The sequence below is a fragment of the Nonomuraea montanisoli genome (assembly GCF_013363975.1).
GTDB lineage: Bacteria > Actinomycetota > Actinomycetes > Streptosporangiales > Streptosporangiaceae > Nonomuraea > Nonomuraea montanisoli.
In genome coordinates this window covers 427354-449178 of sequence record NZ_JABWGN010000001.1, presented here as the reverse complement: position 1 = coordinate 449178, position 21825 = coordinate 427354, and the positions used below count along the sequence as shown (strand labels likewise).

14 protein-coding genes are annotated in these 21825 nt (G+C 72.7%); 12 read left to right on the top strand and 2 right to left on the bottom strand.

Annotated features, from left to right (window positions below; genetic code table 11):
* Positions 1–416: 416 nt before the first annotated feature.
* A complete protein-coding gene (locus tag HTZ77_RS45735) occupies positions 417–7184 on the bottom strand; it encodes an FtsK/SpoIIIE domain-containing protein (RefSeq protein ID WP_235994123.1) in 6768 nt (2255 codons plus the stop codon).
* A 796-nt stretch (positions 7185–7980) separates the two neighbouring features.
* Between HTZ77_RS45735 and HTZ77_RS02010 the strand changes: the two genes are divergently transcribed.
* The 12 genes from HTZ77_RS02010 (at position 7981) to HTZ77_RS01955 (ending at position 21195) form a co-directional block, all read left to right on the top strand.
* Positions 7981–8655, top strand: coding sequence for a hypothetical protein (locus HTZ77_RS02010; protein ID WP_175587664.1), 675 nt, complete (start codon positions 7981–7983; stop codon positions 8653–8655).
* A gap of 1 nt (position 8656) precedes the next feature.
* The gene (locus tag HTZ77_RS02005) at positions 8657–9373 is read left to right on the top strand and encodes a hypothetical protein (RefSeq protein WP_175587663.1); all 717 of its coding nucleotides are present in this window, start codon (positions 8657–8659) and stop codon (positions 9371–9373) included.
* Positions 9370–10665 carry a CpaF family protein gene (locus HTZ77_RS02000; RefSeq protein ID WP_175587662.1) on the top strand — a complete coding sequence of 432 codons (1296 nt, stop codon included), beginning with the start codon at positions 9370–9372 and terminating at the stop codon, positions 10663–10665. Before HTZ77_RS02005 ends, HTZ77_RS02000 begins: the two co-directional genes overlap by 4 nt.
* The gene (locus HTZ77_RS01995; protein ID WP_175587661.1) at positions 10665–11507 is read left to right on the top strand and encodes a type II secretion system F family protein; all 843 of its coding nucleotides are present in this window, start codon (positions 10665–10667) and stop codon (positions 11505–11507) included. Before HTZ77_RS02000 ends, HTZ77_RS01995 begins: the two co-directional genes overlap by 1 nt.
* 263 nt (positions 11508–11770) lie before the next feature.
* Positions 11771–12691, top strand: a complete 921-nt coding sequence (locus HTZ77_RS01990; RefSeq protein WP_175587660.1) for a type II secretion system F family protein — start codon at positions 11771–11773, stop codon at positions 12689–12691.
* Entirely contained in the window at positions 12691–12912 is a 222-nt protein-coding gene (locus HTZ77_RS01985) for a Flp family type IVb pilin (RefSeq protein WP_175587659.1), read from the top strand. Before HTZ77_RS01990 ends, HTZ77_RS01985 begins: the two co-directional genes overlap by 1 nt.
* 299 nt (positions 12913–13211) lie before the next feature.
* Positions 13212–13604 carry a TadE/TadG family type IV pilus assembly protein gene (locus tag HTZ77_RS47985; RefSeq protein WP_328808370.1) on the top strand — a complete coding sequence of 131 codons (393 nt, stop codon included), beginning with the start codon at positions 13212–13214 and terminating at the stop codon, positions 13602–13604.
* Positions 13605–13843: 239 nt separating this feature from the next.
* Positions 13844–14212, top strand: a complete 369-nt coding sequence (locus tag HTZ77_RS01975) for a TadE/TadG family type IV pilus assembly protein (protein ID WP_175587657.1) — start codon at positions 13844–13846, stop codon at positions 14210–14212.
* Between the two features lie 125 nt (positions 14213–14337).
* Positions 14338–14730: a flp pilus-assembly TadE/G-like family protein gene (locus HTZ77_RS01970; RefSeq protein ID WP_175587656.1), complete on the top strand. Its 393-nt coding sequence runs from the start codon at positions 14338–14340 to the stop codon at positions 14728–14730.
* 1247 nt (positions 14731–15977) lie between these two features.
* Positions 15978–18863: a hypothetical protein gene (locus HTZ77_RS45725; RefSeq protein ID WP_328808369.1), complete on the top strand. Its 2886-nt coding sequence runs from the start codon at positions 15978–15980 to the stop codon at positions 18861–18863.
* 290 nt (positions 18864–19153) lie between these two features.
* Entirely contained in the window at positions 19154–19834 is a 681-nt protein-coding gene (locus HTZ77_RS01960) for a hypothetical protein (protein WP_175587655.1), read from the top strand.
* 458 nt (positions 19835–20292) lie between these two features.
* On the top strand, positions 20293–21195 hold the full coding sequence (locus HTZ77_RS01955; RefSeq protein ID WP_175587958.1) for a hypothetical protein: 903 nt from the start codon (positions 20293–20295) through the stop codon (positions 21193–21195).
* 127 nt (positions 21196–21322) lie between these two features.
* Here the strand turns inward: HTZ77_RS01955 and HTZ77_RS01950 are convergent, their stop codons facing one another.
* Positions 21323–21754: a MarR family winged helix-turn-helix transcriptional regulator gene (locus HTZ77_RS01950; protein WP_175587654.1), complete on the bottom strand. Its 432-nt coding sequence runs from the start codon at positions 21752–21754 to the stop codon at positions 21323–21325.
* Positions 21755–21825 lie beyond the last annotated feature (71 nt).

Below are 21825 nucleotides of genomic sequence, written 5' to 3'. Positions count from 1 at the left end.
GACTGACTTCACCTCCAGGACGCGGACGTCCGGGACGACGGTCTTCAAGGTGGCCTGAGGGTTGACGGCCTCCAGGTCGGCGTCTTTCGGGACGTCGGCCTCTACGGCGGCGTCTTTCGGGGCGACGGCGTCCACGGCGGTGTCTTTCGGGGCGACGGCGTCCACGGCGGTGTCTTTCGGGACGTCGGCCTCTACGGCGGCGTCTTTCGGGGCGACGGCGTCCACGGCGGCGTCTTTCGGGACGTCGGCCTCTACGGCGGCGTCTTTCGGGACGTCGGCGTCCACGGCGGCGTTCTCCGGGACGGAGGTCTCCACGGCGATGGCCTTCAGGCGGTGACCGAGCTCGATGACGCCGCATCATGCACCCGGCACCATGCACAGGAAGATGCCGTGCATGCACAAGGGGATGCCGTGCCCTACACACCGCCCTCCGGGAGGGCTGCCTGGATGGGGGTCATGGTGCCCATCGTGACGAGAAGCCCTCGCCCCGGCGGACCCCCAACGGCGCCACGCGGCAGCCGTACCGACAGCAGATCCCCATCCGCCGGACTCTGCACCGACAACAACACTCCCGTCCGTGACTTACGGGTCTCCGCCACGAACCCCCGATAGGCCTGCGTCAGATCACCGGTGGACCCCGCGATGATCAGCCCGTGGTCTCCGTCGCGCCCGGACCGCAGCACCTCCTCCAGTGCCATGCCCAGAGGGCCGTCCGGGCTGATCAGCTCCGCGTCGTCCACGAGCACCACGTACTCCTTGTGCTCGGCCAGCAGTTCCTGGAGATCGGTGGCGTTGCCGTCCAGGACCGCCACGGCACCCCGCAGGTCACGCAACGGGCTGCGTCTCGGCGCGACCGCCACCACCGGCGTGCCGTGCGCGATGAGTGAGTGAGCGGCGGTGAGCAGCACCGAGGACCGGCCGGAGCGAGGAGGTCCGGCGATCACCGCGCCGGGCCCCTGGGCGTACAGGTCGATGCCGAGCGGCGCCAGAGCGTCCCCGCCCGCTCCCACCAGCGCCCACAGCGGCGACGGACGGCTGAAGGCGGGGGCCAGGGCTGCGGCCTCGCCGGCGGTGATACGCATGGGCAACGCGTCCACCCGCAGCGGAGGCTCACCCTCCCGCAGCCACGCCCCTCGATCGGCACCACCCGGGCCGGCAACCATCGTCCCCTGGCCCCTTTCGTGGCCGGACGCCGATCGCGCGAGGTCCTGCAAGGCTCCCACCTGGGCCGGGCCGGAAGGATCAGCCGTCAGAAGGGCGATCTGACTCTCGACGACGCCGTGCTCGCCGATCGACAGCGCCCGTCCGGGCGGCATGGACGAGGGCAAGCCCTTGAGAGGGAACCCCGCGAGCCCGTAGTCGGCGGGATCGGCCAACCGCAGGATCAGCCGGTCGTCGAACACCGTGGAGACCTGTCCCATGAGGCACGACCTGTCGCCCGTCACCACCGCCCGCAGGCCCACCGCCGGCCCTTCCCGCAGCAACTGCAGCACCGCGTCGATCAGCCGCCCGTAGTCGTAGCTCTCGAACGCGGCGACGTACCCCTCCCAGCGGTCCAGCATGAACACCAGCCACGGAAGCCGGTGACCCGCCGCCCGGTACTCCGCCAAGGACGCGTGCCCCGCCTCCGCCAGCAACTGCTGACGACGACCGACCTCGGCCCGGAGCCGGCCGAGAAGGCGTTCGACCCGGTCGAGCTGGTCGCGTGTCACCACGGCACCGCAGTGCGGCATCGCCACGAGCGGCAGCAGCGCCCCGGAACCGCAGTCGATCGCGTGCACGTGGACGTCGGCCGGGGACGCCTGCGCCGCGATCGCGCCCGCGACCGTGCGGAGTGCCGTGGACCGTCCGGTGCGCGCCGACCCGGCGATGAGCAGGTGACCACCGTGAGGCAGGTCGAGCGCGAGGGGGCGCCGATCCTGCGCCCATGGCCGGTCGATGACGCCGAACGGGATCGGCTCCACCTCCATGAAATCGGACGAGCCAAAATCGGAATGCGTCCCCATATGTCCGATCCGAGGGCCCGGCCCGGCATACACATCGGGATGCCCGGCCGGGCGGCCGTATGTCCCCATGGCGCTGGTCTGCTGGTTCCAGCCTGTATGCGCATCAGGGCCTTCGTCCGGACCTCGGCGCGTCCCCGTGGGGTCGTTCTCGGAGACCGGCCCGGTGTACGCCTCAGGACGTTCGACCGGGCCTCGCGGGGGCCCCGTGCGACCGGTCGGAGAACTCCACCCTGTGTGCTGCGCATCAGGGCGTTCGGCCGGATCGTCGTGTGACCCAAGGAGGCTGCTTCGAGGATCCGGTCCGATGTACGCGTCAGGGTGTGCGGCCGGATGGCGGTGCGTGCCCGAGTAGTCGATCTGGGGGATCGCTCCGGTGTGCGAGTCAGGGTGTTCGGCTGGATGCCGGTGTGTCGCCGAGCGGCCGCTCTGAGGGGCCGGTCCGGTGTGCGTCCCTGGGCGTTCAGGCCGCTCCTGACGCGTGGTCGACTCGCCACCCATTCCCGTGTACGCCCGGGGGCGCCCGGTCATGGCATGGACCTGGTCGAGAACCAGATGTGCCGGCAACGGCTCCAGCCACGGACTGGGCTGCCGCCGTACCCCGGTCAGCCGGGTCGCCTCCACGATGGCGTCCGCCAGGATGGACAGGTCGGTGACGGTCGACTCCTCCGGAGGCTCCGGCGGCGCGGGCAAGGGCCGGCCGAGAGACCGCCAATCCACATCCACGACCCGTACGCTCCCCGGACCGCCGTCGCTCATCTCGAACCGACCAGTGCACTCGCCCGGTCTCCCGAGGTCGGCGGGGCCAAGGACGTCCAGCGCTTCATGAAGCCTGTCCTGGCCGAAGCCGCGTCCGGTGACTCCGGAGCCACGTCCGGCGACTCCGGGGTCGCCGACGAAGCCGGGATCGGGCGCAGAGCCGTGCCCAGGCATGCCATCCGCCCCTGGCGCCTTGCCGCGTACCGACAGGCCGTCCGTACGGGGCAGTGGGGTGACACCGGGGAACCGGTCGCCCGGAGAGTGGCTGCCTCGGCCGGACAAGCCGGATGATGCGCCACCTGCGCGAGTCGGGTCGTCGGTGATGCCGTCCGAGGCTGGCATGGCTGGCATGTCTTCCGGTGGCCATCCGCCAGGAGTCACCTCTCCTGGTGCCCATCCAGGAGAGGTGTCACGGGTATCCGGTTCCCCTCCAGGAGACGTGCCACGGACATCCGGTGCCTGTTCAGGAGACGTGCCACGGACATCCGGTGCCTGTCCAGGAGACGTGCCACGGGTATCCGGTGCCCGTCCAGGAGACGTGTCGCGGACGTCCGGTGCCTGTCCAGAAGGGGACGTGTCGCGGGCGTCCCTTCCGCCGGGAGTCGCGCCACGGCGAGCGTCTCCGGGGTCCTGGTCAGCCGGGGATGTGCCCCATGCCCCTAGCGGGTCGGGAGGGGCGCTTCCCGGTCGTGTGGCGCTCGGGGGCATGGTGTGCGGAGGCCAGTCTCGGGCTGGGCCGTCAGCGGTCGGTGCACCATGCGGCATGGAGCGAGCGGCATCATCCGCCGTACCGCGCCGTGGCGTGAGGTGCCCGTCGGCGGCGGGGAGGCCGGGTGCTTCCTCGGGGAGGGCGTCGTAGGACGGGCGCGTGTAGGGGGCATGGTGGCGGCCGTCGCTCCTTCGCCCGGCCTGCGGGGCGTTGGCGGCGTTGCCGGGCAGGGGGCGGGAGCCGTAAGGATGGCCGTCGGGGCGAGGGCGCGAGTGGCGCGGGGCAGGCTGTCCACCTGCGTGCCCGCTGCTGTCGAAGGCTACTGGGCTGGTGCCGCCACCACGACCGGCGCGGCCGACGCCGTCGGCACCGTCGTCTCCTCTGCTTGTGCTGTCATTCGCAGGAGACGGTGCCCCTGGGAGGGGGGAGTCGTCACCTCCGAAGTGTGGTGCCGGGAAGAGGCCGTCATCTCCAGGGGATGGTGCTGAGAGAGGGGCGCCACCACCGAAAGGCGGCGGAGGAAGGAAACCGTCGCTTCCGGGCCGTGGAGCTGGGAGGAAGCCGTTGTTGTCCAGCGATGACGCTGGAAAGAGGCCATCGCCTTCAGGAGATGAGGCCGGGAGGAAACCGTCGCGTCCAGGGGGCCGCGTCACGAGGAGACCGTCGCCTGCAAGGGGCGGTACTGGCGGGAGGCGGTCGCTTCCAGGGGGCGGAGCTGGGGGAACACCGTCGCTTCCCTGAGGTGACGGCGCGAAGGGGTCGTCATCTTCGGGGACTGGAGCCGAAAGGAGAGGGCGAGGGGCGTGAGGGCGGAGGACGGGGCTGCGGCCACCCACTCTGGCTGTCTGGACGGCCGTCGCCGCGCCGGCCCCCGACTTCACGTAGCAGCGTCCGGGGGTGCTCTTCGAGATGTGCGCGGCGTCCGGCATGTCGATGACGTCAGATGACTCCATGGGCTCCGTGACCCGGAGGGCGATGCGGAGCGAGGTGTTGGCCTGGATCTCGGCCGTGACGACGCCGGCGGGGCGCTGGGTCGCGAGGATCAGATGGATGCCCAGCGAACGGCCCTTGCGGGCGACGTCCACCAGACCGGCGACGAAGTCGGGAAGCTCCGCCACCAGTGCCGCGAACTCGTCGATGATCAGCACCAACCGCGGCAGCGGATCGCCGGTGTAGTCGTCGATGTCCTTGGCCCCCGCCGCCTGGAACAGGCGCTCGCGGCGCCGCAGCTCCGCGGCGAGCGAGTCGAGTGCCCGCTGGGTCAGATGGCCGTCGAGGTCGCTGACCATGCCCACGGTGTGCGGCAGCCGGACGCACTCCTTGAACGCGGCCCCGCCCTTGTAGTCGATGAGCACGAACGTCAGCTGGTCGGGACGGTTGACCACGGCCAGCGAGCAGATCAACGTCTGGAGCAGCTCGGACTTGCCCGCACCCGTCGTGCCGGCGATGAGCCCGTGCGGGCCGTCGAGGGCGAGGTCGACCGCGAACGGCCCCGCGGGGCCGATGCCGATCATCGCCCTGGTGGAGCCGCGCCCGCGCCAGCGGGCGGCGACGGCCTGGCCGGTGGGCGTGGCGAGGCCGAGCAGGTCGAGCAGGCGCGCCGCGGCGGGCAGGTTGCCCGCGGGGTCGTCCCGGCTCACGTCACGGATGGGGGCCAGGGCGCGGGCCAGCCGGTCGCACCAGGTGGGCGACACGAGGTCGGCCAGGACCGGCCCGATGACGTCCAGGCCGCCGCCGCGCAGCCGCACGTAGCCGTCGGTGCCGCACGCGGCCGCCGTCGCGCACTCCTCCGGCAGCAGCCGCTGGTCCTCGTCGATGGCGAGGGTGTAGACGCCGGCCCGCGGGCCCTGGCGCAGCACCTGCGGCATGCCGGGCAGGCCGCGCAGGGCCTGGGCGCCGTCGAGCAGGACCAGCACGTCGTACGGACGGTCGTCGTACGTGGAGAAGACGGGTCTTTCGGGCCCGCCGAGATCGTCCCAGCCGGTAGGGATCTTGCCCAGTTCGGGGATGGCGGTGTTCTGCCGCTCGTCGATGAGCGCGGCCAGCTCGGCGACGCGCCGCGCGGCGGACTCCGGGTCGGTGCCCACGAGGGCCACGCAGTCCTCTCCGGCGCGGGGCGCGCAGTGCGGGAGCCAGCGCACCCAGCCCCAGCGCCGCTCGCCGTCACCGCGCGCGGACAGCACCACGATGGCCAGGTCGCGCGGACTGTGCAGGGTGGCGGCCTGGCCCACCAGCCAGCCCGCCAGGCCCGTCGCGGCGTCGCGCGGTCCGGTGATGCCGGCGACGCCCAGCCGGCGCATGGCCAGCGCCACGGGAACCGCCCGGCAGACCGGCGGGTCGATCGGCCCGCCCTGCTCCTCGGTCAGGTCGAGGTCGGCGGGCAGATCGGCCAGTCCGATCCGGAGGCGGAGCGCGTCGGGATCGTGGATGCGGCGCTCCCACAGGCGCCTGCGCGGGCCCGTCGCCGTGAGCAGCACCTCGGCCGGGTCGGGGGCGTCGGACCGGCGCGTCACCTCGTCGCGGGCCCTGGCCTGCTCCACCGCCCGCTCGTACGCCCTGAGCCGCTCGTGGAACTCCTTGAGCGCCTTGCGATGCTGCTTGCGGCCGTGCCGCCGGTCGCTCCACCACTGGCCGATCATGATGACGGGCGTCATCAGGGCCATGAGCAGGAAGTACCACTGGTGCATGACGTAGGCCAGCGTGCAGCCGAGGACGGCCGGCAAGAACGCGGCCAGCAGTTGCAGCCGCATGCCCTCGGAGCGGCGCGGCTCGGCGGGCCGCTCGAACGCGCGCTCCCCGGCGGAGCGGCGCAGCCGCGGCGGCCGGTTGTAGGCCACCCCACCCTCGGGCCTCGGGGCCAGATGCGCGTCCTGGGGCTCGATCGCCGTCAGCGCGAACACGGACGACCCGCAGGTCAGCACCGCGTGCTCCAGCCAGTCGGCCGGTCCGTCGAGCGGGCGGCCGTCGAGCTCGGGCGGCTGCCACGACTCCGACGCGGCCTCGGCGGCCTGCCGCTCCGCGACCCGCGCCGTCATCTCGGCCACCTCGTCGGCCCACCGGCCCTTGAGCTTGAGCCGTGGAGCGTCGGGGACGGCCCGGCGGACCGGCTCGGCGGTGATCGCGCCGGGGGTCACGCGCAGGACGACGGCCTCGGGCGCGAGCGCGGGGTCGGCCACGGTGAGCGCGCACATGGGGTCGGAGCCGATGACATGGACGCCGAGGCCCAGCCGATGGACGGCGCCGGCGGCGGGACCGCCCACCACGCGCACCTCGGCCACCCCGCCAGGCTCCTCGACGATCGTCGCGGGCGCCAGGTGGGGGTCGAGCGTCACCTTGTCGCCGTCGCGCAGCACGGCCGTGGCGGGGGCCCGGGGATCGAGGGGCCGCCCGTTGCGCCACAGCGTGCCGCCCGAGCCGGCGTTCCGTCCGCCGGGCTCGGTCCGCTGCGTACCGCGTCCGGCACCCGGCGCGCCCGTGTCTGCCCGTCGCGGGCCACGCTCGGCCCTTCGCGCGCCTGGCTCGGCGCCCCATGACGGAGAAGCGGCCCCGGAGGGGTCGTAGGGGGCGCGCGCACGGGGTAGACGGACCACGTTGGTGAGCGGCTCCCGTTGGTCGAGCGCCTCACTCACCGCGGCGACAGTGGCTCCGTCGTCGCCGTCGAGAACGATGTCACGGTCGCCCCGCTCGCCGAGCACGGTGAGCATGATCCGCATGTGCCGTCTCCTCAGTCGGATCTCGGCGCCAAGGTAGCGCCCGCGGCGAGATTAGGCTTCCGGGTTGACGCCAATGGCATGGAAACGGCGGGCTGTGGATAACCGGGCGTCCCAGGAAATGGCCTGTGGATGACACGCCCGGGTTTTTCGCCGCCGAGCGTAGTGTTCGTGGTGGCGCACCCGGCCGTTCGCCTCCGGTTTCCGGTGAACGGTTCCGGTTTCGCCTGCGCTGGGTGGATGGCGAATCCCGGTTCGTGTTCGGGCAGAGTGAGCGAAGTACGCATCTATGTCGCCGGCTAACCGTCCCGTTCTCGTCTTCGGCGAGCGGGCGAGCGGGGGAGCAGGTGGGCGGGGGAGCTGGTGACGGCAGGGCGGGCGTGCAGGCGCGTGGGAGAGCGGTTGGGCGGGTGAGCGGTCGACGTCCTGCTTCACTTCTCCGGCGGCCGGATCAGCAGCCGGAGGCCTGCTGACCTCGTACCGGAGCCAGCATCGAAGCCGTCCGAATCCGGCGAGGAGCCCCGACGGCCTCAGGGTTGAACCGCCAGATCGGTACGGTCCGCTGAAATGTGACATAAAGGCCCGAAACATATAGGGACTGATGTGACAGTTGTGACACATAGCCCCAAAACGCCAATGCCGTCAACTTGGTAGAAACAATAAGTATTGAATACGTTGAGTTGACAGGTTCCCACCTGCGAAACGAGCATGGTTCCTCGCATTCCCGCCCCGCCTCGCGGTCGGGCTGCACATAATGGCGTGAATTCCGAAAATTCCACTAAATGGGAGCCCCCCACCCATGAGGACCAGCGAAAAGCCCGCCGTCGACGCGGCGGGGTTGGCCGGGCCGGCCTCGCGCAAGCTGCCCGTCCCTCCACGTGAGCGGAAGCCTGCGCTGGCCGCCCTCGCGGTGCTCCTGATCCTGGGCGGGGCGCTCGCGACGACGCTGCTCGTCATGCGCAGCGGCGACCGGATCTCCGCCGTCCGCGTCACCCAGCAGATCGGCGCGGGCCAGCAGTTCACGGCGGACGCCCTCGAAGAGGTGCAGATCGCCGACACCGGCCTCGACTACGTGAGCTGGGCGCAACGGCAGCAGGTGCTCAACAGCTTCGCCGCGGTGACCATCCTCCCCGGCACGCTGCTCACCAACACCATGGGTGTGAGAGCCAGTTCCGAACTCGTCCCCGGCAAGGCCAAGGTGGGGCTCGCGCTCAAGGCCGGCCAGGCGCCGGCCGGGCTGCGGCAGGGCGACCGGGTGCAGGTCGTCTACGTCCCCGCCCGTACGAGCCAGGCCGAGAGCCGGGTGCTCGCCGACAAGGCGCTCGTCTTCAGCGTCGGCGCCCCCGGCCGCACCGGGAGCAGCGGCGGCAACGGCCTGATCACCGTCATCGTCGACGCCACCGCCTCACCCGAGATCCTCCGCTACGCCTCCAGCGGCGAGATCGCGGTGGCCGAGCTGCCGGGAGCGCGCTGACGTGGCGCTCATCGTGCTGGCCGCCGACAAGGGCGCGCCCGGAGTCACCACAGCCGCCACGGCCCTGGCCGCCGTCTGGCCGCGGCCTGTGCTGCTGGCCGAGTGCGACCCGGCGGGCGGTGACATCGCCTACCGGCTCCCCGCGGCCGACGGCGGTGTGCTCAACCCCGGCAAGGGCCTGCTCACCCTCGCCGCCGGCGCGCGGCGCGGTCTGGAGCCGGGCCAGATCCACCAGCACACCCAGAAGATCGTCGGCGGGCTGGACGTCCTCGCCGGTCTCACCCACGGTGAGCAGGCCGCCGGCCTGACCTGGCTGTGGGGCCCGCTGGGCCGGGCGCTGGCCGCCATCCCCCAGGCCGACGTGATCGCCGACTGCGGCCGCCTGGGCGCCCATCCCCAACTCGGCGACCTGCTCGCCGAGGCCGAGACCGTGCTCCTGCTGACCAGAGCCACCCTCGACCACGTCGCCCACCTGCGCGAACGCCTGTCCATCACCAAGGCCCACGGTGTCGTCGTGATCGCCGACCCGCGCAACTACCGCTCCTCGATCGACGACGTCCGCCGCATCGTCGGGCCGAGCGTGGCGTTCGTCCACGGTCTCGCCCACGACCCCAAGGGCGCCGAGCTGCTGCGCGGCCAGTGGGGTGGCCGCCTAGACCGTTCTCTGCTCATCCGTACGGCACGAGACCTCGCGGGACGGCTGGTGAGCCGACCATGATCGACCACAGCCTCGTCAAGCGGTTCCGGCAGGAGGTCGGCGACCGCCTGGCCCACCAGCGCAGGCTCGACCAGGCCAACGGCCTGGCCGCGATGACCGGCGAGGACGAGCGCCAGTTCGCCCGCGCGCTCATCTCCCAGGTGCTGGAGGAGCACGCGCGCAGCGAGATCGGGCTCGGCCGCACGCCGCCCACGGTCGAGGAGGAGGAAGGGCTGGCGGCGGGCATCCACGCCGCGCTCTTCGGCGTCGGCCGCCTCCAGCCGCTGCTCGACGACCCCGACGTCGAGAACATCGACATCAACGGCTGCGATCGCGTCTTCGTGAGCTACGCCGACGGCCAGGAGCTCATGCAGGAGCCGGTCGCCGACTCCGACGACGAGCTCATCGAGCTGATCCAGATCCTGGCGGCCTACTCCGGTCTGTCCAGCAGGCCGTTCGACACCGCCAACCCGCAGCTCGACCTGCGGTTGCCCGACGGCTCCCGGTTGAGCGCCGTCATGGACGTCACGATCAGGCCCGCCGTGTCGATCCGCCGCGCCCGCCTGGGCAAGGTGTTCCTCAGTGACCTGGTCGGCAACGGCACCATCAGTCCTGAGATCGGCAGATTCCTCACGGCCGCGGTCGCCGCGCGCAAGAACATCATGATCGCCGGCTCCACCAACGCCGGAAAGACGACCCTGCTGCGAGCCCTGGCCAACGAGATCCCGCCGACGGAGCGGCTCATCACCGTCGAACGCGCCCTGGAGCTCGGCCTCGACCAGTTCCCCGAACTGCATCCCAACGTGGTGGCCTTCGAGCAGCGCCTGCCCAACTCCGAGGGACAGGGCGAGATCACCATGGCCGAGCTGGTCCGCCGTTCCCTGCGCATGAACCCCAGCCGCGTGATCGTCGGCGAGGTCCTCGGCGACGAGATCGTCACCATGCTCAACGCCATGACCCAGGGCAACGACGGCTCCCTGTCCACCATCCACGCCAACTCCAGCATGGAGGTGTTCAACCGCATCGCCACCTACGCGCTCCAGGCCAGCGAGCGCCTGCCCATCGACGCGACCCACATGCTCATCGCCGGAGCCATCGACTTCGTGGTGTTCGTGGAGAAGCGCAATGACTACCAGCGCGGCGGCACCCTGCGCCGGTACGCCTCCAGCATCCGCGAGGTCAACGGCTGCGACGGCCGCGTGCTGTCCAGCGAGGTGTTCGTGCCCGGACCGGACGGCCCGGCCGTGCCCCACGCTCCGATCGCCTGCCTGCAGGAGCTCATGGCCCACGGCTACACCCCGGGGGTGTGGTGATGACCGGCCTCGACCCGCTCGCCCTCCTCACCGGCGCCGCCGTCGGCGGCGGCCTCTACCTGCTCGTCCTCTCCCTGTACGGCATGCGGCCCCGCCCCGCCCGGCAACGCCGCGACCTGGTCAGGATGCTGACCACGCGCGGCGCCATCGCCGCCGTGGCCGCGGCGGTGGTCCTCGCGGTGACCCGCTGGCCGGTGTTCGCCGCGGGCACGGTGCTGCTGGTGTTCGCCTGGCGCGGTCTGTCCGGCGGCGCCGCCGAGGAACGCGCGGCCATGCGCCGGCTCGAAGGGCTGGCCGCCTGGACCGAGTCGCTGCGCGACACCATCGCCGGCGCCGCCGGCCTCGAACAGGCCATCCCGTCGTCCATCAGGGCCGCCGCGCCCACGCTCCGGCCTCATCTGCGGGCCCTCATCGACCGCCTGCACACCAGGATGGCCCTGCCCGATGCGCTCGCCCTCTTCGCCGACGAGCTCGACGACCCGTCCGCCGACCTGGTGGTGGCGGCGCTCATGCTCAACGCGCGGCTGCGCGGCCCCGGCCTGCGCGACGTGCTGGGCGCCCTCGCGGTGTCGGCGCGCGAGGAGCTCGACATGCGCCGCCGCGTCGAGGCCGAGCGCCGGGCCACCCGCCGCAGCGTGCAGATCGTGGTGATCACCGCGCTGGTGTTCGCGGGGCTGCTGGTCGTGTTCAACCCGTCGTACGTCAGCGAGTACACCAGCCTGCTCGGCCAGGCCGTGCTGGTGGTCGTGGCGGGGTTGTTCGGGGCCGGGTTCGCCTGGATGCGGCGTTTGGCCCGCTTCGACAAGCCCACGCGGCTCCTCGTCGGAGGCAGCCATGGATGACGTGCTGACCGCGAGGGGATCGGAGGCCGGGGCAGCCGTGATCGAGCGCGTGCCTGCGATGTGGATGCCCGCCGCCAGCCCTTCTTCTGCGGTGTCTGCGGCGTCGTGTGGCCTGCGGGCGGCCGGGGCTGAAGGCGCGCTTGTGATGGCGCCGGGTTGTCCCGGGGGTGTCGTGGTCGGGGGCGTGCTCGTGGTTGCGTCGGGGTGCTCGGGAGCTGTCGGGGGCATGCCTGTGGTGGCGCCGACTTGTCCGGGAGGCGGCCGTGGTTGAGGGAGTGCTGGCGGGCGGTGTGCTCGGCCTCGGGCTGTTCCTGCTGGTACGGGCGTTGTTCCCGGCCCGTCCCGGCCTGGTGGCGCGGTTGCTGGCGATCGAGGCCGTGCGCGAGGACGCGGGCGCGCCGCGTGTTCAGCTCGTAACCGCCGAGGAGGAGGCCAGCGCCTTCCGGCGCGGTCTCGGCGTACGGCTGGCACGGCTGTACCGGGCACGCGGCTGGGAGATCCGCTCCACCAAGTCCGACCTGGCGCTGGTGGGACGCTCGTTCGAGGGCTTCCTGGCCACCAAGGCGCTGCTCGCCGCGGCCGGGCTGCTGGCCTTCCCCGTGCTGATCGCCTGGCTGTTCCTCATGGGCTGGGGGGTGTCGCTGACGATCCCGTTCTGGGTGGCCGTGGCGGCGGCCGCCGTCTTCTTCTTCCTGCCCGACCTCCAGGTCAAACGCGACGCGGCGGCCAAACGGCGCGACTTCCGGCACGTCGTCAGCGCGTTCCTCGACCTCGTCTCCATGAACCTCGCCGGCGGGCGCGGCGTGCCCGAGGCGCTCATGATGGCGGTCACCATCAGCGGCGACCAGCCCAACTGGGCGATGTCCCGCATCCGCGAGGCGCTGAGCGGCGCGCGGATCGTCGGCATCACGCCGTGGCAGGCGCTCGGCCAGCTCGGCGAGGAGATCAACGTGGACGAGCTGCGCGACCTGTCCGCGGCGCTCGGCCTGGTCGCCGACGACGGGGCCAAGGTACGCGCCTCGCTGACGGCCAGGGCCGCCACACTGCGCCGCCGTGAACTGGCCGAGGTCGAGGGCCGGGCGGGCGAGCGCTCCCAGTCGATGCTCGTGGCGCAGCTTCTGCTCTGCGCCGGGTTCGTGATCTTTCTCAGTTTTCCGGCCGCTATGAAGATGTTGGGGTCCTGATGAACCATCCCTGGATCGTCTACCTGCGCGCGTACCTCGGCGTGCGCATCCACCGCGCCCGCACCGCGCCCAGCCGCGGCGCCTCGGCCGTCGAATGGGTGATCATCACCGCGATCATCGCCGGCGTCGCGCTCGGCCTGGCCACGCTCATCCGGACGCTCGTGGAGCAGAAGCAGGGCGACATCCAGACCAGCTTCGGTGGCGGCAACGGCAACACATGATCGCCGCCCGCCCCCCTCTCCGCCGTCGCCCGCGCTTGCGAAAAGTGCGTGCGCGGTTCGCGCGTGCTCGCCCGGGCTCGCAGGGGCTTCGTCCGAGCTTCGGGAGTGCTCGCCTGCGCGCCAGGCAGCCGTTGCGCTTCCAGGGTGCTCGCGCGCGCTCGGAGGGCGAGGGGCTGTGTCTCCAGAGTGCTCACCCGCACTTTGGGGGATTTCGCCTGCGCTTCCAGGGGGTTCGTCAGGGCTTCGGGAGTGCTGGCGGGCGTTTCGGTAAGCGGTCCGGGCGCGAGCGTGGGGCCACCGTGATCGAGCTGGCGCTGCTGATGCCGGTCGTGCTCGCCGTCGTGCTGCTCATCGTGCAGGTGGCGCTGTGGTTCCACGGTCGCCAGGTGGCCGAGGCGGCGGCCCGCGAGGGCGCCCGCGTGGCGCGCTCGGCGCCCTTCGACTCGGGCGACTGGGAGACGGCGGCCACGACCAAGGCCACGGACGTCATACGCGCCATCGGGCCCCAGCTGCTGGCCGGCGCGACGGCGACGACCGCCGAACGCGAACCCGACCAGCGGTGGGTCACCGTGACGGGTAACGCGGTGCAGGTCATCCCGTTGCTGCCGCAGCTCACGTTCACGATCACCGCCACGTCGGGTGGGCCGGTCGAGTGCTTCCGTCCCGACAACGGGGGCGACGACTGCCAATGACGGGGAACGGGGCGGGAGCGTACGGGGCGGCGGCCTGCTGCCGGGCTGGAACGTGCGGTGCTGCAGGCGGCGGACCGGTCCGGTACGGGGACGTTCGTCCTGAGTCGAGATGCGGGACGGTTGATCGTAAGCCGAGGCGTGGAGCGGCCGGCCGTAGGCCGCGGTACAGGGCGGTTGGCCGTAGATCGAGGTATGGGGCGGTTGGTCGTAGGTCGAGGTGGCGCGGGGATCGTGGGTCCATGGCGGTGGAGACCGTCATGCTCGCGCCCGTCTTCCTGCTGTTCCTGATGTTCCTGGCCGGAGCCGGGCGGGTGGTGGAGGCCCAGGGCGAGGTCAACGGCGCCGCCCGTGACGCAGCCCGCGCCGCCTCCGTGCAGCGCGATCTCGACGCGGCGGGACGGGCGGCCGAAGAGGCCACCACCGCGGCGCTTCAGGGGAGTTGCGCTCAGCCCGCGGTGTCGCTCGGCAAGTCCCGCTTCGAGGCGGGTGGGCAGGTGTCGGCCGAGGTCACCTGCGAGCTCGACCTCGGCTTCCTCGGGTTCGGGGCAACGCGGCGGATGACGGGGACCGCCGTGGTGCCCCTGGAGCAGCTCAGGAGGGTGGAGTGAACACGCTTCAGCGCAGCCGAAGGCAGTCGGAATTGCGAGGACTGGCGGGACCCCCGGGGCTGGCGGAACCGACAGGGCTGCGTGGACTGCCGGCACCGAGAGGTGGCGGGTGGGAGCGCGGGTCCATGTCGGTGTTCACCGTGCTGTTCTCCGTCGTGGTGTTCATGCTCGCCGGGTTGCTGGTCGACGGGGGAGCGGCCATCAACGCGCGGCTCCGGGCGGCCGACATCGCCGAGCAGGCCGCCCGCGCCGGTGCCGACAAGATCGACGTCGACCACCTGCGCGCGACCGGCGAGACGCGGTTGCTCGACCAGGGCCAGGTCTGCGCCCGCGCCGAGGAACTGATCACCGCGCAGGGCGGCGACGGGGTGGGCTCGGCCTCGTGCGAGGTGGGCGGCGACCAGGCCGTGGTCACGGTCGGGGTGAACGTCGCCTGGCGGGCGTTCTTCCTGGGCGCGCTCGGGTTCCAGGGCGGCGACATGCGAGGAGAGGCGTCGGCCGGGCCCGAGGCGAGATGAGCCAGACCGATTCCCGCCGGTCGATGGATGCGGGAGCGATGAGCACCCACGCTTGAACTGAGAAAGGAGAGGCGATGCCGACGCCAGAGCCACCCGGACCGCCATGGCGCGACCCCACCGGCGACCGGCCACGCCTCCCCGGCCGACCGGTCCCGCCGGTTCCTTCCTCTGCGCCAGAGCAGGGTGATTCGTCGGCCGTGCCCGGATCGCGGCGGCCGGGTGATTCGCCGGTCGCTCCAGGCTCACGGCGGGCTGGTGATTCGCAGGTCCCTCCTGGCTCGCGGCGGACCGGCGACTCGTCTGATTCGTCCGCGAGTGGCCGGCCGGCCGCAGGGCTGTGGCAGGCGCCGCGTCCGTCCGAGTACTCAGGGGACTGGCGCTCCGGTGGTACGGGGCGGGGGCGGTCTGAAAAGGAACGTTCCCGGGATGAGCGAACTGCGGTCGAACAGGCCGCCGAGGACATGCGTGGCCGGGCGGGGGCGCGTGACACCGGGCCCCGGGAGGCTCGGGGCTTCGGCGGTGATGAGGCGCGGGAGTCGATGTCCGCGCAGGAGCGGGTTCGGGAAGCCTGGCAGAGCCGCGAACGCGAACGCGAACGGCAGGCCGATCGGCGGGATCGCGAAGGGCAGGCGGGTCGTCGGGGTCGCGAGGGTCAGGTGGATCGGCGGGGTCGCGAAGGTCAGTTCGCGCGCGGAGGTAGGCGAGGCGCTGAGCGGGATGAATGGTCAGCGGGCCAAGGGGCGGCAGGACCAGAGCGAGAAGGGCAAGAGCCGGGGCTAGAGAGGCGAGGGCAAGGGCGAGAGAGGCGAGAGCGAGAGGGGCGAGGGCTAGAGGGACGAGGGCTGGGGCTTGAGGGGCCGGAGCGAGAGGGGCGAGGGCTAGAGGGACGAGGGCTGGGGCTTGAGGGGCCGGAGCGAGAGGGGCGAGAGCGAGAAGGGCAACGGCTGGAGGAGCAAGGGTGGGCAGGGCAGCGGTCGGCGCGACCAGAGCGAGCGGGACAGGCGTCGGCAGCGCATGAGCGAGGAGGGGGCAGGCAGCCGGGCCCGGTGCAGGGGCGGGGCTTCGAGCAGGCGCGCGGCCAGGTATCCGGGCAGGCGCGCGGTCAAGGACCTGAGCAGGCTCGCGGTCAAGGACCGAGGCAGGCGCGCGGTCAGGGACGTGGGCAGGCTCGCGGTCAAGGACCGGGGCAGGCGCGCGGTCAGGGACCTGGGCACGCGCGTGTCTCCCCCCGCCGAGGTTCCGGGGACGTGGCCGCCGGGCTCGGGGCCCTCGTCGTCCTGGTCGCGCTCGTCGGTGGCGTGCCGTACGCGCTGCTGAGGTTCGCCGGGCCGCCCATCGCCCCCGAACTGCTCGACCTCGACCTGCTCACCAGCAGCGTCGGGCCGTCGACGATCGTGGCCATCCTCGTCCTGTTCGTGTGGATCGCCTGGCTGCAGCTCGTCGCGTGCGTCATGGTCGAGGTCTACGCGGGAGTGCGCCGGGTCGGCATGCCGGCCCGGGTCCCGTTCTCCGGGACCACCCAGGCGCTGGCCAACCGGCTCGTCTCGGCGGTCCTGCTGCTGTTCACCGCCGGGGCCGTGGCCGTGCCCATCGCGCGCCTCGGCATGACGCCGCCCGCCGCGCCGCCCGTGGCCGCCGTCGCCTTCACCGCGCCGATCGCCGACCAGCCGGAGGAACAGCCCCAGACGGCGCGTGCGAAGAAGGTGTACGTCGTGCAGCCGCCTCACGGCCGCCACCACGAGAGCCTGTGGGAGATCGCCGAGAAGTGCCTCGGCGACGGCCGCCGGTATCCCGAGATCTTCCGGCTCAACCAGCACAAGGAACAGCCCGACGGCACCCGCCTGCGGATGGCCGACCTGATCAGGCCGGGCTGGGTGCTCGACATGCCCGACGACGCCCGTCACGCGCACGTCGTCCCCGCCGACCAGGCGCGGGCGCAGACCCTGCGCGAGCATCCGGGGCGGGTCTCCACGGGGCCCGGGCGCGCCGCCGACGAGGTACGCCAGGAGGTCACGCACCACGCCCCGAGGCACCAATCCCCCCAACGGCAGGGCCCCGAACACCACCAGGCCCCCCAACAGCAACAGCAGGATCAGCGCGAGCAGCAGGGCCTCGACCTCGTCGACTACCTGGCGGGCGCCTCGCTGGCCGCCGCCGGGCTGCTGGCGTTGCTCGGCCGGCGGCGCCGCGAGCAGCTGTGGCGGCGCGCGTTCGGCCGTCGCATCGCGCGGCCGCGCGGCGACGCGGCCAGCGCCGAGGTCGCCCTGCGCATCGGCGCCGACGCCCCCGGCACGCGCCTGCTGGACATCGGTCTTCGGGTGCTGGGCGCCGAACTGGCCGCACAGGGCCGCACACCGCCGACCGTGTACGCGGCGCACCTGTCGGCCCGCAACCTCGACCTGTGGATCCATCCACCGGACGGCGACGCCCCCGCCCCGTGGACCGTGCAGGACGGCGGCCAGGTGTGGCGGCTGCCCGCGCACGAGGGACGCCTGCTGGCCGAGCGCTGGGACGCCACGGCCGCATTCACCGCCACCGCCCATGCCACCGCCACCGCCACTGTTACCGGTGATGTCGCTGGGCTGAGGCCGTACGCGGGTGGTGGGTCTGGTCCGGCGGGTGGTGTGCCGTACGCGGGTGGTGGGTCGGGTCTCGCCGGTGGTAGGCCGGGTGGTGTGCCCTACGCGGCTGGTGGGTCAGGTGCGGCGGGTGGTGTGCCGTACGCGGGTGGTGGGCCGGGTTCGGTGGGCGGCAGGCCGGGTGCCCCGTACCCCGGGCTCGTGTCGCTGGGCACCGACGCGGGCGGCAGGGTGCTCGTCGACCTGGAGGCGGCACAAGGTCTGATCAACATCCGGGGCCCGCAGACCACCGCGGCGCTCGCCGCGCTGGCCGTCGAGCTCGCCACCAACCGCTGGTCCGACGGCATGAGCATCACGCTCGTCGGGTTCGGCGAGGAGCTGACCGCGATCGCGCCCGACCGGGTGCGGTCGGTGGGCAGCCTGGCCGAGGTGCTTCCGGAACTGGAGGCGTCCGCCGCCCCCCGCCAGGAGGTGCTGACCGGCCGCATCACGGGTCGCCGGCGCGACGCCCACTACCTGCTGTCGGCCGTCACCCCCACCCAGGAGGAGGCCCGCCGGCTGGCGCTGCTCGCGCGCAACGACACGGCCGGCTACGTGGTGACCGGCGACGTCCCCCACGCCACCTGGACCCTGGAGATCACCCCGGAGGGCAAGGCGAGAATCGCCGAGCTGGGGTTCGAGGTGACCGCCCAGCTCCTGCCGCGCCGCCACTACCAGGCGCTCGTCGAGCTGTTCCGTACGGCCGGCCGGTACGACGGCGAGCCGATCGCCGACGCCGAGCCGCTGGAGGACCTCCAGCCCCCCGCGGTGGAGGTCCGGATGCTCGGCCCGATCGAGATCGCCGGGCTCGCCCCGCTGGAGGAGGGCCGGATGGCGCTGGCCGCGGAGATGCTGGTGTACCTGGCCACGCATCCCGGCGGGGTCCACCCGGTCGTCCTGGGCGGCGTGCTGTGGCCACGCGGTGTGCAGGCCATGGTCCGCGACGCCACGATCGCGCGGGTGGCCGACTGGCTCGGCGAGGCGCACCTGCGGGTGGACGAGGCGGGCCGGCTGAGCCTCGGGCCGGGGGTGCGTACGGACTGGGCGCTGTTCCGCGAGCTGGTGCGCCGGTCGCATCGCGACACGGCGGCGCGGACCGTCCTGCTCGAACGGGCCCTCGGACTGGTGCGCGGCCCGCTGCTGAGCGGGCGGCCGCCGGGCCGGTACGCCTGGCTGGCGGCCGACGATCTGGAGTACGACGTGTCGGCTGCCGTCGCCGACGCGGCCCACCGGCTGTGCGAGCTACGGCTCGCGCAGCGGGAGCCGGAGGCGGCGGTGGCGGCCGTACGGGCGGCGTTGCTGCTCGCGGCCGACGACGAGGGGTTGTGGCGCGACCTGCTGCGCGCGACGCACGCGACGCGCGACTTCGTGCGGCTGCGTGCGGTGGTCGACGCGCTGACCAGGAGATCGGGGGCGTACGCCTACACGGGCGGGCTGGCGCCGGAGACCGAGGCGCTGATCGATGAGCTGTTGCCCGCCTGGCGCATCCACGTGGTGAGGGAGTCGACGGCATGACATCCGCAGGAGGGTTCCGGGTGGGCGGGACGGCTGGTGGCGCGCGTAGTGTGCGGGGGTTCCGGCTGGGCCTGATCCCCTCCCTCGGCGCGCGGACCGTGCGGGGATTCCGACTGGGTGAGATGGTCGGCGGCGCGCGGGCCGTGCGGGGGTTCCGGCTGGGCTGGACGGTTGGTGGCGCGCGTACTGTGCGGGGGTTTCGGCTGGGCCCGATCCCCTCTCTTGGCGCGCGGACCGTGCGCAGGGTCCGGCTCGGTGAGAGGGCCGGTGGTGTGCCTGGGGCCGGGCGCTTGAGAGGTTTCGTGGCGCTGGTGCTGGCCGCGTCCGTCGTGCTCGCCGGATGCGGTGAGGCCGCGCGCCCGTACACGCCGGGGGACGGCTCGGGCACGGGCACGCCGGCCGTCGGCGCCTCCCGCGAGCCAGGCACCCCGAGCACGGCCGACACCCTCAGCACCCCGCCGAGCGCGGAAAGCTCGGGCAAGCCGTCGGCGGGCAGCCCGGCGGTCCCGCGCGGCACCCAGACGGTGCGGATCGGCGACGCGCTGCGGGTCCGCATCGAGTGGCCGTCCGGGGCCGATCCGCTGGTGCGGCTCGTCGCCGACTACTACGTGGCTTCGCGCCGAGCCGTCGTCACCGGTGACGACGGATACCTCGACAACCTGGAGTACGACGCCGTGGACATCGCCGGCCGGTGGGTGGACGAGTTCGCCGACCAGGAGCGGACTCTGCGCGGCGTCGCCCGCCTGTACAACCTGCGTGTCGCGTCCGTCATGGGTAAGGGCGCGCAGGTCAACGCGTGCGTCGACGAGACGGGGGTGCGCCTGGTGTCCACGCGCACCGGCAAGGCGGTCTCGCGGCAGCCCGCCTGGACGCGCGCCCCGTACATGCAGGGCGTGGCCGCGCACCGCTACGACGGCGGTGTGTGGCGCATCCGGACCTTCGTGACCGGTGAGGAAGGGTGCAGCCGATGAAGCCACTGATCGCGACGCTGGTCGCCGGCCTGCTGACGACCGCCGCAGGCGTCCACGCGAACGCCCCGGCGATCGACGGCACCGTCGCCGTGAGCGTCCCAACCGTCGCAAGCGTCCGGCCTGTCGCAAGCGTCCAGCCTGTCGCGAGCGTCCGGCCCGTCGCAAGCGTCCGGAAGGTTGCAAGCTTCCAGAACGTCGCGGGCATTCAAAACGTCGCGGCGGCGCCCCCTGTCTCGGGGGTTGCCACGGCTGTGGGCGTCCAAAGCGCCGCGGTGGTCCGAAGCGCCGCGGTGGTCCGAAGCGTCGCGGGCGTCCAGCGCGCCGCGGGCGTTCGAAGCGTCGCGGTGGCTCCGGGCGTTCCGGGGGTTCCCGCGGCTGCGGCAGTCCAGGGGGTCGCCGCCGTGGCGGTCCAGGGCCACGCCGCCGCGGGTGTTCGCGTCGCCGCAGCCGTACGCGAAATGGCTCCCGCGCGCGATCCCGGCGGCGGCTCTCCCGAGGTGACGGGGGCGCAGAAGGGGCGCACCAGCGTCATCAGCCTCAAGAACTCGCGGATCGTGCTCAGCGGCAACGGCGTCAGGGCCGGCCGGCGCGACGGCTACCGGCTGACCAGCCCCTGCTGGTACGAGCCGGGCCCGACCCCGGAGGAGATGCTCAAGCAGCAGTCCGACTCGGCCACCCACTTCAACCGGATCAAGGCCGGTGAGGAGAGCTTCCTGCGCTTCCTGGAGCAGTTCAAGGACAAGATCGGCAAAGAGGGGCGCTGGTGGACCCCCGCCTACAACGAGGACGACCCGCGGGGCATCTCCTGCTGGACGGGGCTGGAGATGTTCATCTTCGTGCCGCCCGACACCACGCCGCCCCAGGGCATCACGATCCGCGAGCTGACCGACATCGCGCGGGCCGCGCTGACGGTGCCCGAGCCCAAGGTCCGGCTGAACCCCGACGCCAAGAGCTTCGTCAACCTGCCGACCTGGGTATGGCTGGACGGCGTCGGCGAGACGAGGCGGACGGCCACGGCGACCCTGCCCGGCGTCATGAGCGCGACCGTGGTGGCCACGCTCAAGAGCATCGACATCGACCCGGGCACCTCCGGCGACCGGGCGAAGGTGGCGGAGGACTGCGGGCCGGCGGGCAAGCCGTACGTGAAGGGCGGCACGTACAGCTGCGGCGTGAGCTACCTGCGCGCGTCGCTCGACCAGCCGCGCGAGGTGTACCAGCTCACGGTGACGACGGTCTGGCCGGTGGAGGTGGCCAACCCGGGAGTGGACGTGCAGTACCAGCCGGTGCGGGTGGGTGTCACGCGGGACGTGCCGGTCGGCGAGGTGCAGAGCAGCGTCCGCGACGACGGCACAACCGGCTGAGCGAGCCTCCCCAACCGGCGCGACGGGCACCACCGGCTGAGCGCGCGGCCCCAAGCGGCACGACGGCGTCGGCTGCGCGGCGGCGCCGGCTGCGCGGCGGCGTCGGGTGCGCGGCGGCGGCGAGAGATCAGGCGATGACGGCGGCCAGAGGGGCCAGCTCGGGCACCTCGGCCGCCTCCGCCAGCACCTCCTTCAGGACCGTGTCGTGCGTCGGCTCGGCCGCGGCGAGCAGCTCCCGCCCCTCCGGAGTCACCTCGGAGTAGATGCCGCGCCGGTCGTCCTCGCACAGGTACCGGCGGAGCAGGCCGCGGTTCTCCAGCCGGGTGACGAGCCTGGTGGTGGCGCTCTGGCTGAGCACGACCGCGCGGGCGAGCTGCTGCATGCGCATGTGCCAGCCGTCCTGCCCGGCGAGCACGTCGAGCACGGTGTATTCGCTCACACTCAGCTCGTGCTGCTTCTGCAGGGCCTTCTCCAGCCGGTCCTCGATGCGCGCGTGCAGCGCGGCGAGCCGGCGCCAGCCCTGCGCGCGGGCCTCAGCGGCGTCATCGGGCAGCGGCATGTGACACCTCCCAGACATCGTTGTAGTGTGAGTTAGTCGGCGTGTGCAAATAATGCTCACGCTTACTAACG

Coding starts and splice junctions, on each gene's coding strand:
- HTZ77_RS45735 (WP_235994123.1), bottom strand. CDS start 7,184: ATGCGGATCATGCTCACCGTGCTCGGCGAGCGGGGCGACCGTGACATC.
- HTZ77_RS02010 (WP_175587664.1), top strand. CDS start 7,981: ATGAGGACCAGCGAAAAGCCCGCCGTCGACGCGGCGGGGTTGGCCGGG.
- HTZ77_RS02000 (WP_175587662.1), top strand. CDS start 9,370: ATGATCGACCACAGCCTCGTCAAGCGGTTCCGGCAGGAGGTCGGCGAC.
- HTZ77_RS01995 (WP_175587661.1), top strand. CDS start 10,665: ATGACCGGCCTCGACCCGCTCGCCCTCCTCACCGGCGCCGCCGTCGGC.
- HTZ77_RS01985 (WP_175587659.1), top strand. CDS start 12,691: ATGAACCATCCCTGGATCGTCTACCTGCGCGCGTACCTCGGCGTGCGC.
- HTZ77_RS01975 (WP_175587657.1), top strand. CDS start 13,844: ATGGCGGTGGAGACCGTCATGCTCGCGCCCGTCTTCCTGCTGTTCCTG.
- HTZ77_RS01970 (WP_175587656.1), top strand. CDS start 14,338: ATGTCGGTGTTCACCGTGCTGTTCTCCGTCGTGGTGTTCATGCTCGCC.
- HTZ77_RS01955 (WP_175587958.1), top strand. CDS start 20,293: ATGGCTCCCGCGCGCGATCCCGGCGGCGGCTCTCCCGAGGTGACGGGG.
- HTZ77_RS01950 (WP_175587654.1), bottom strand. CDS start 21,754: ATGCCGCTGCCCGATGACGCCGCTGAGGCCCGCGCGCAGGGCTGGCGC.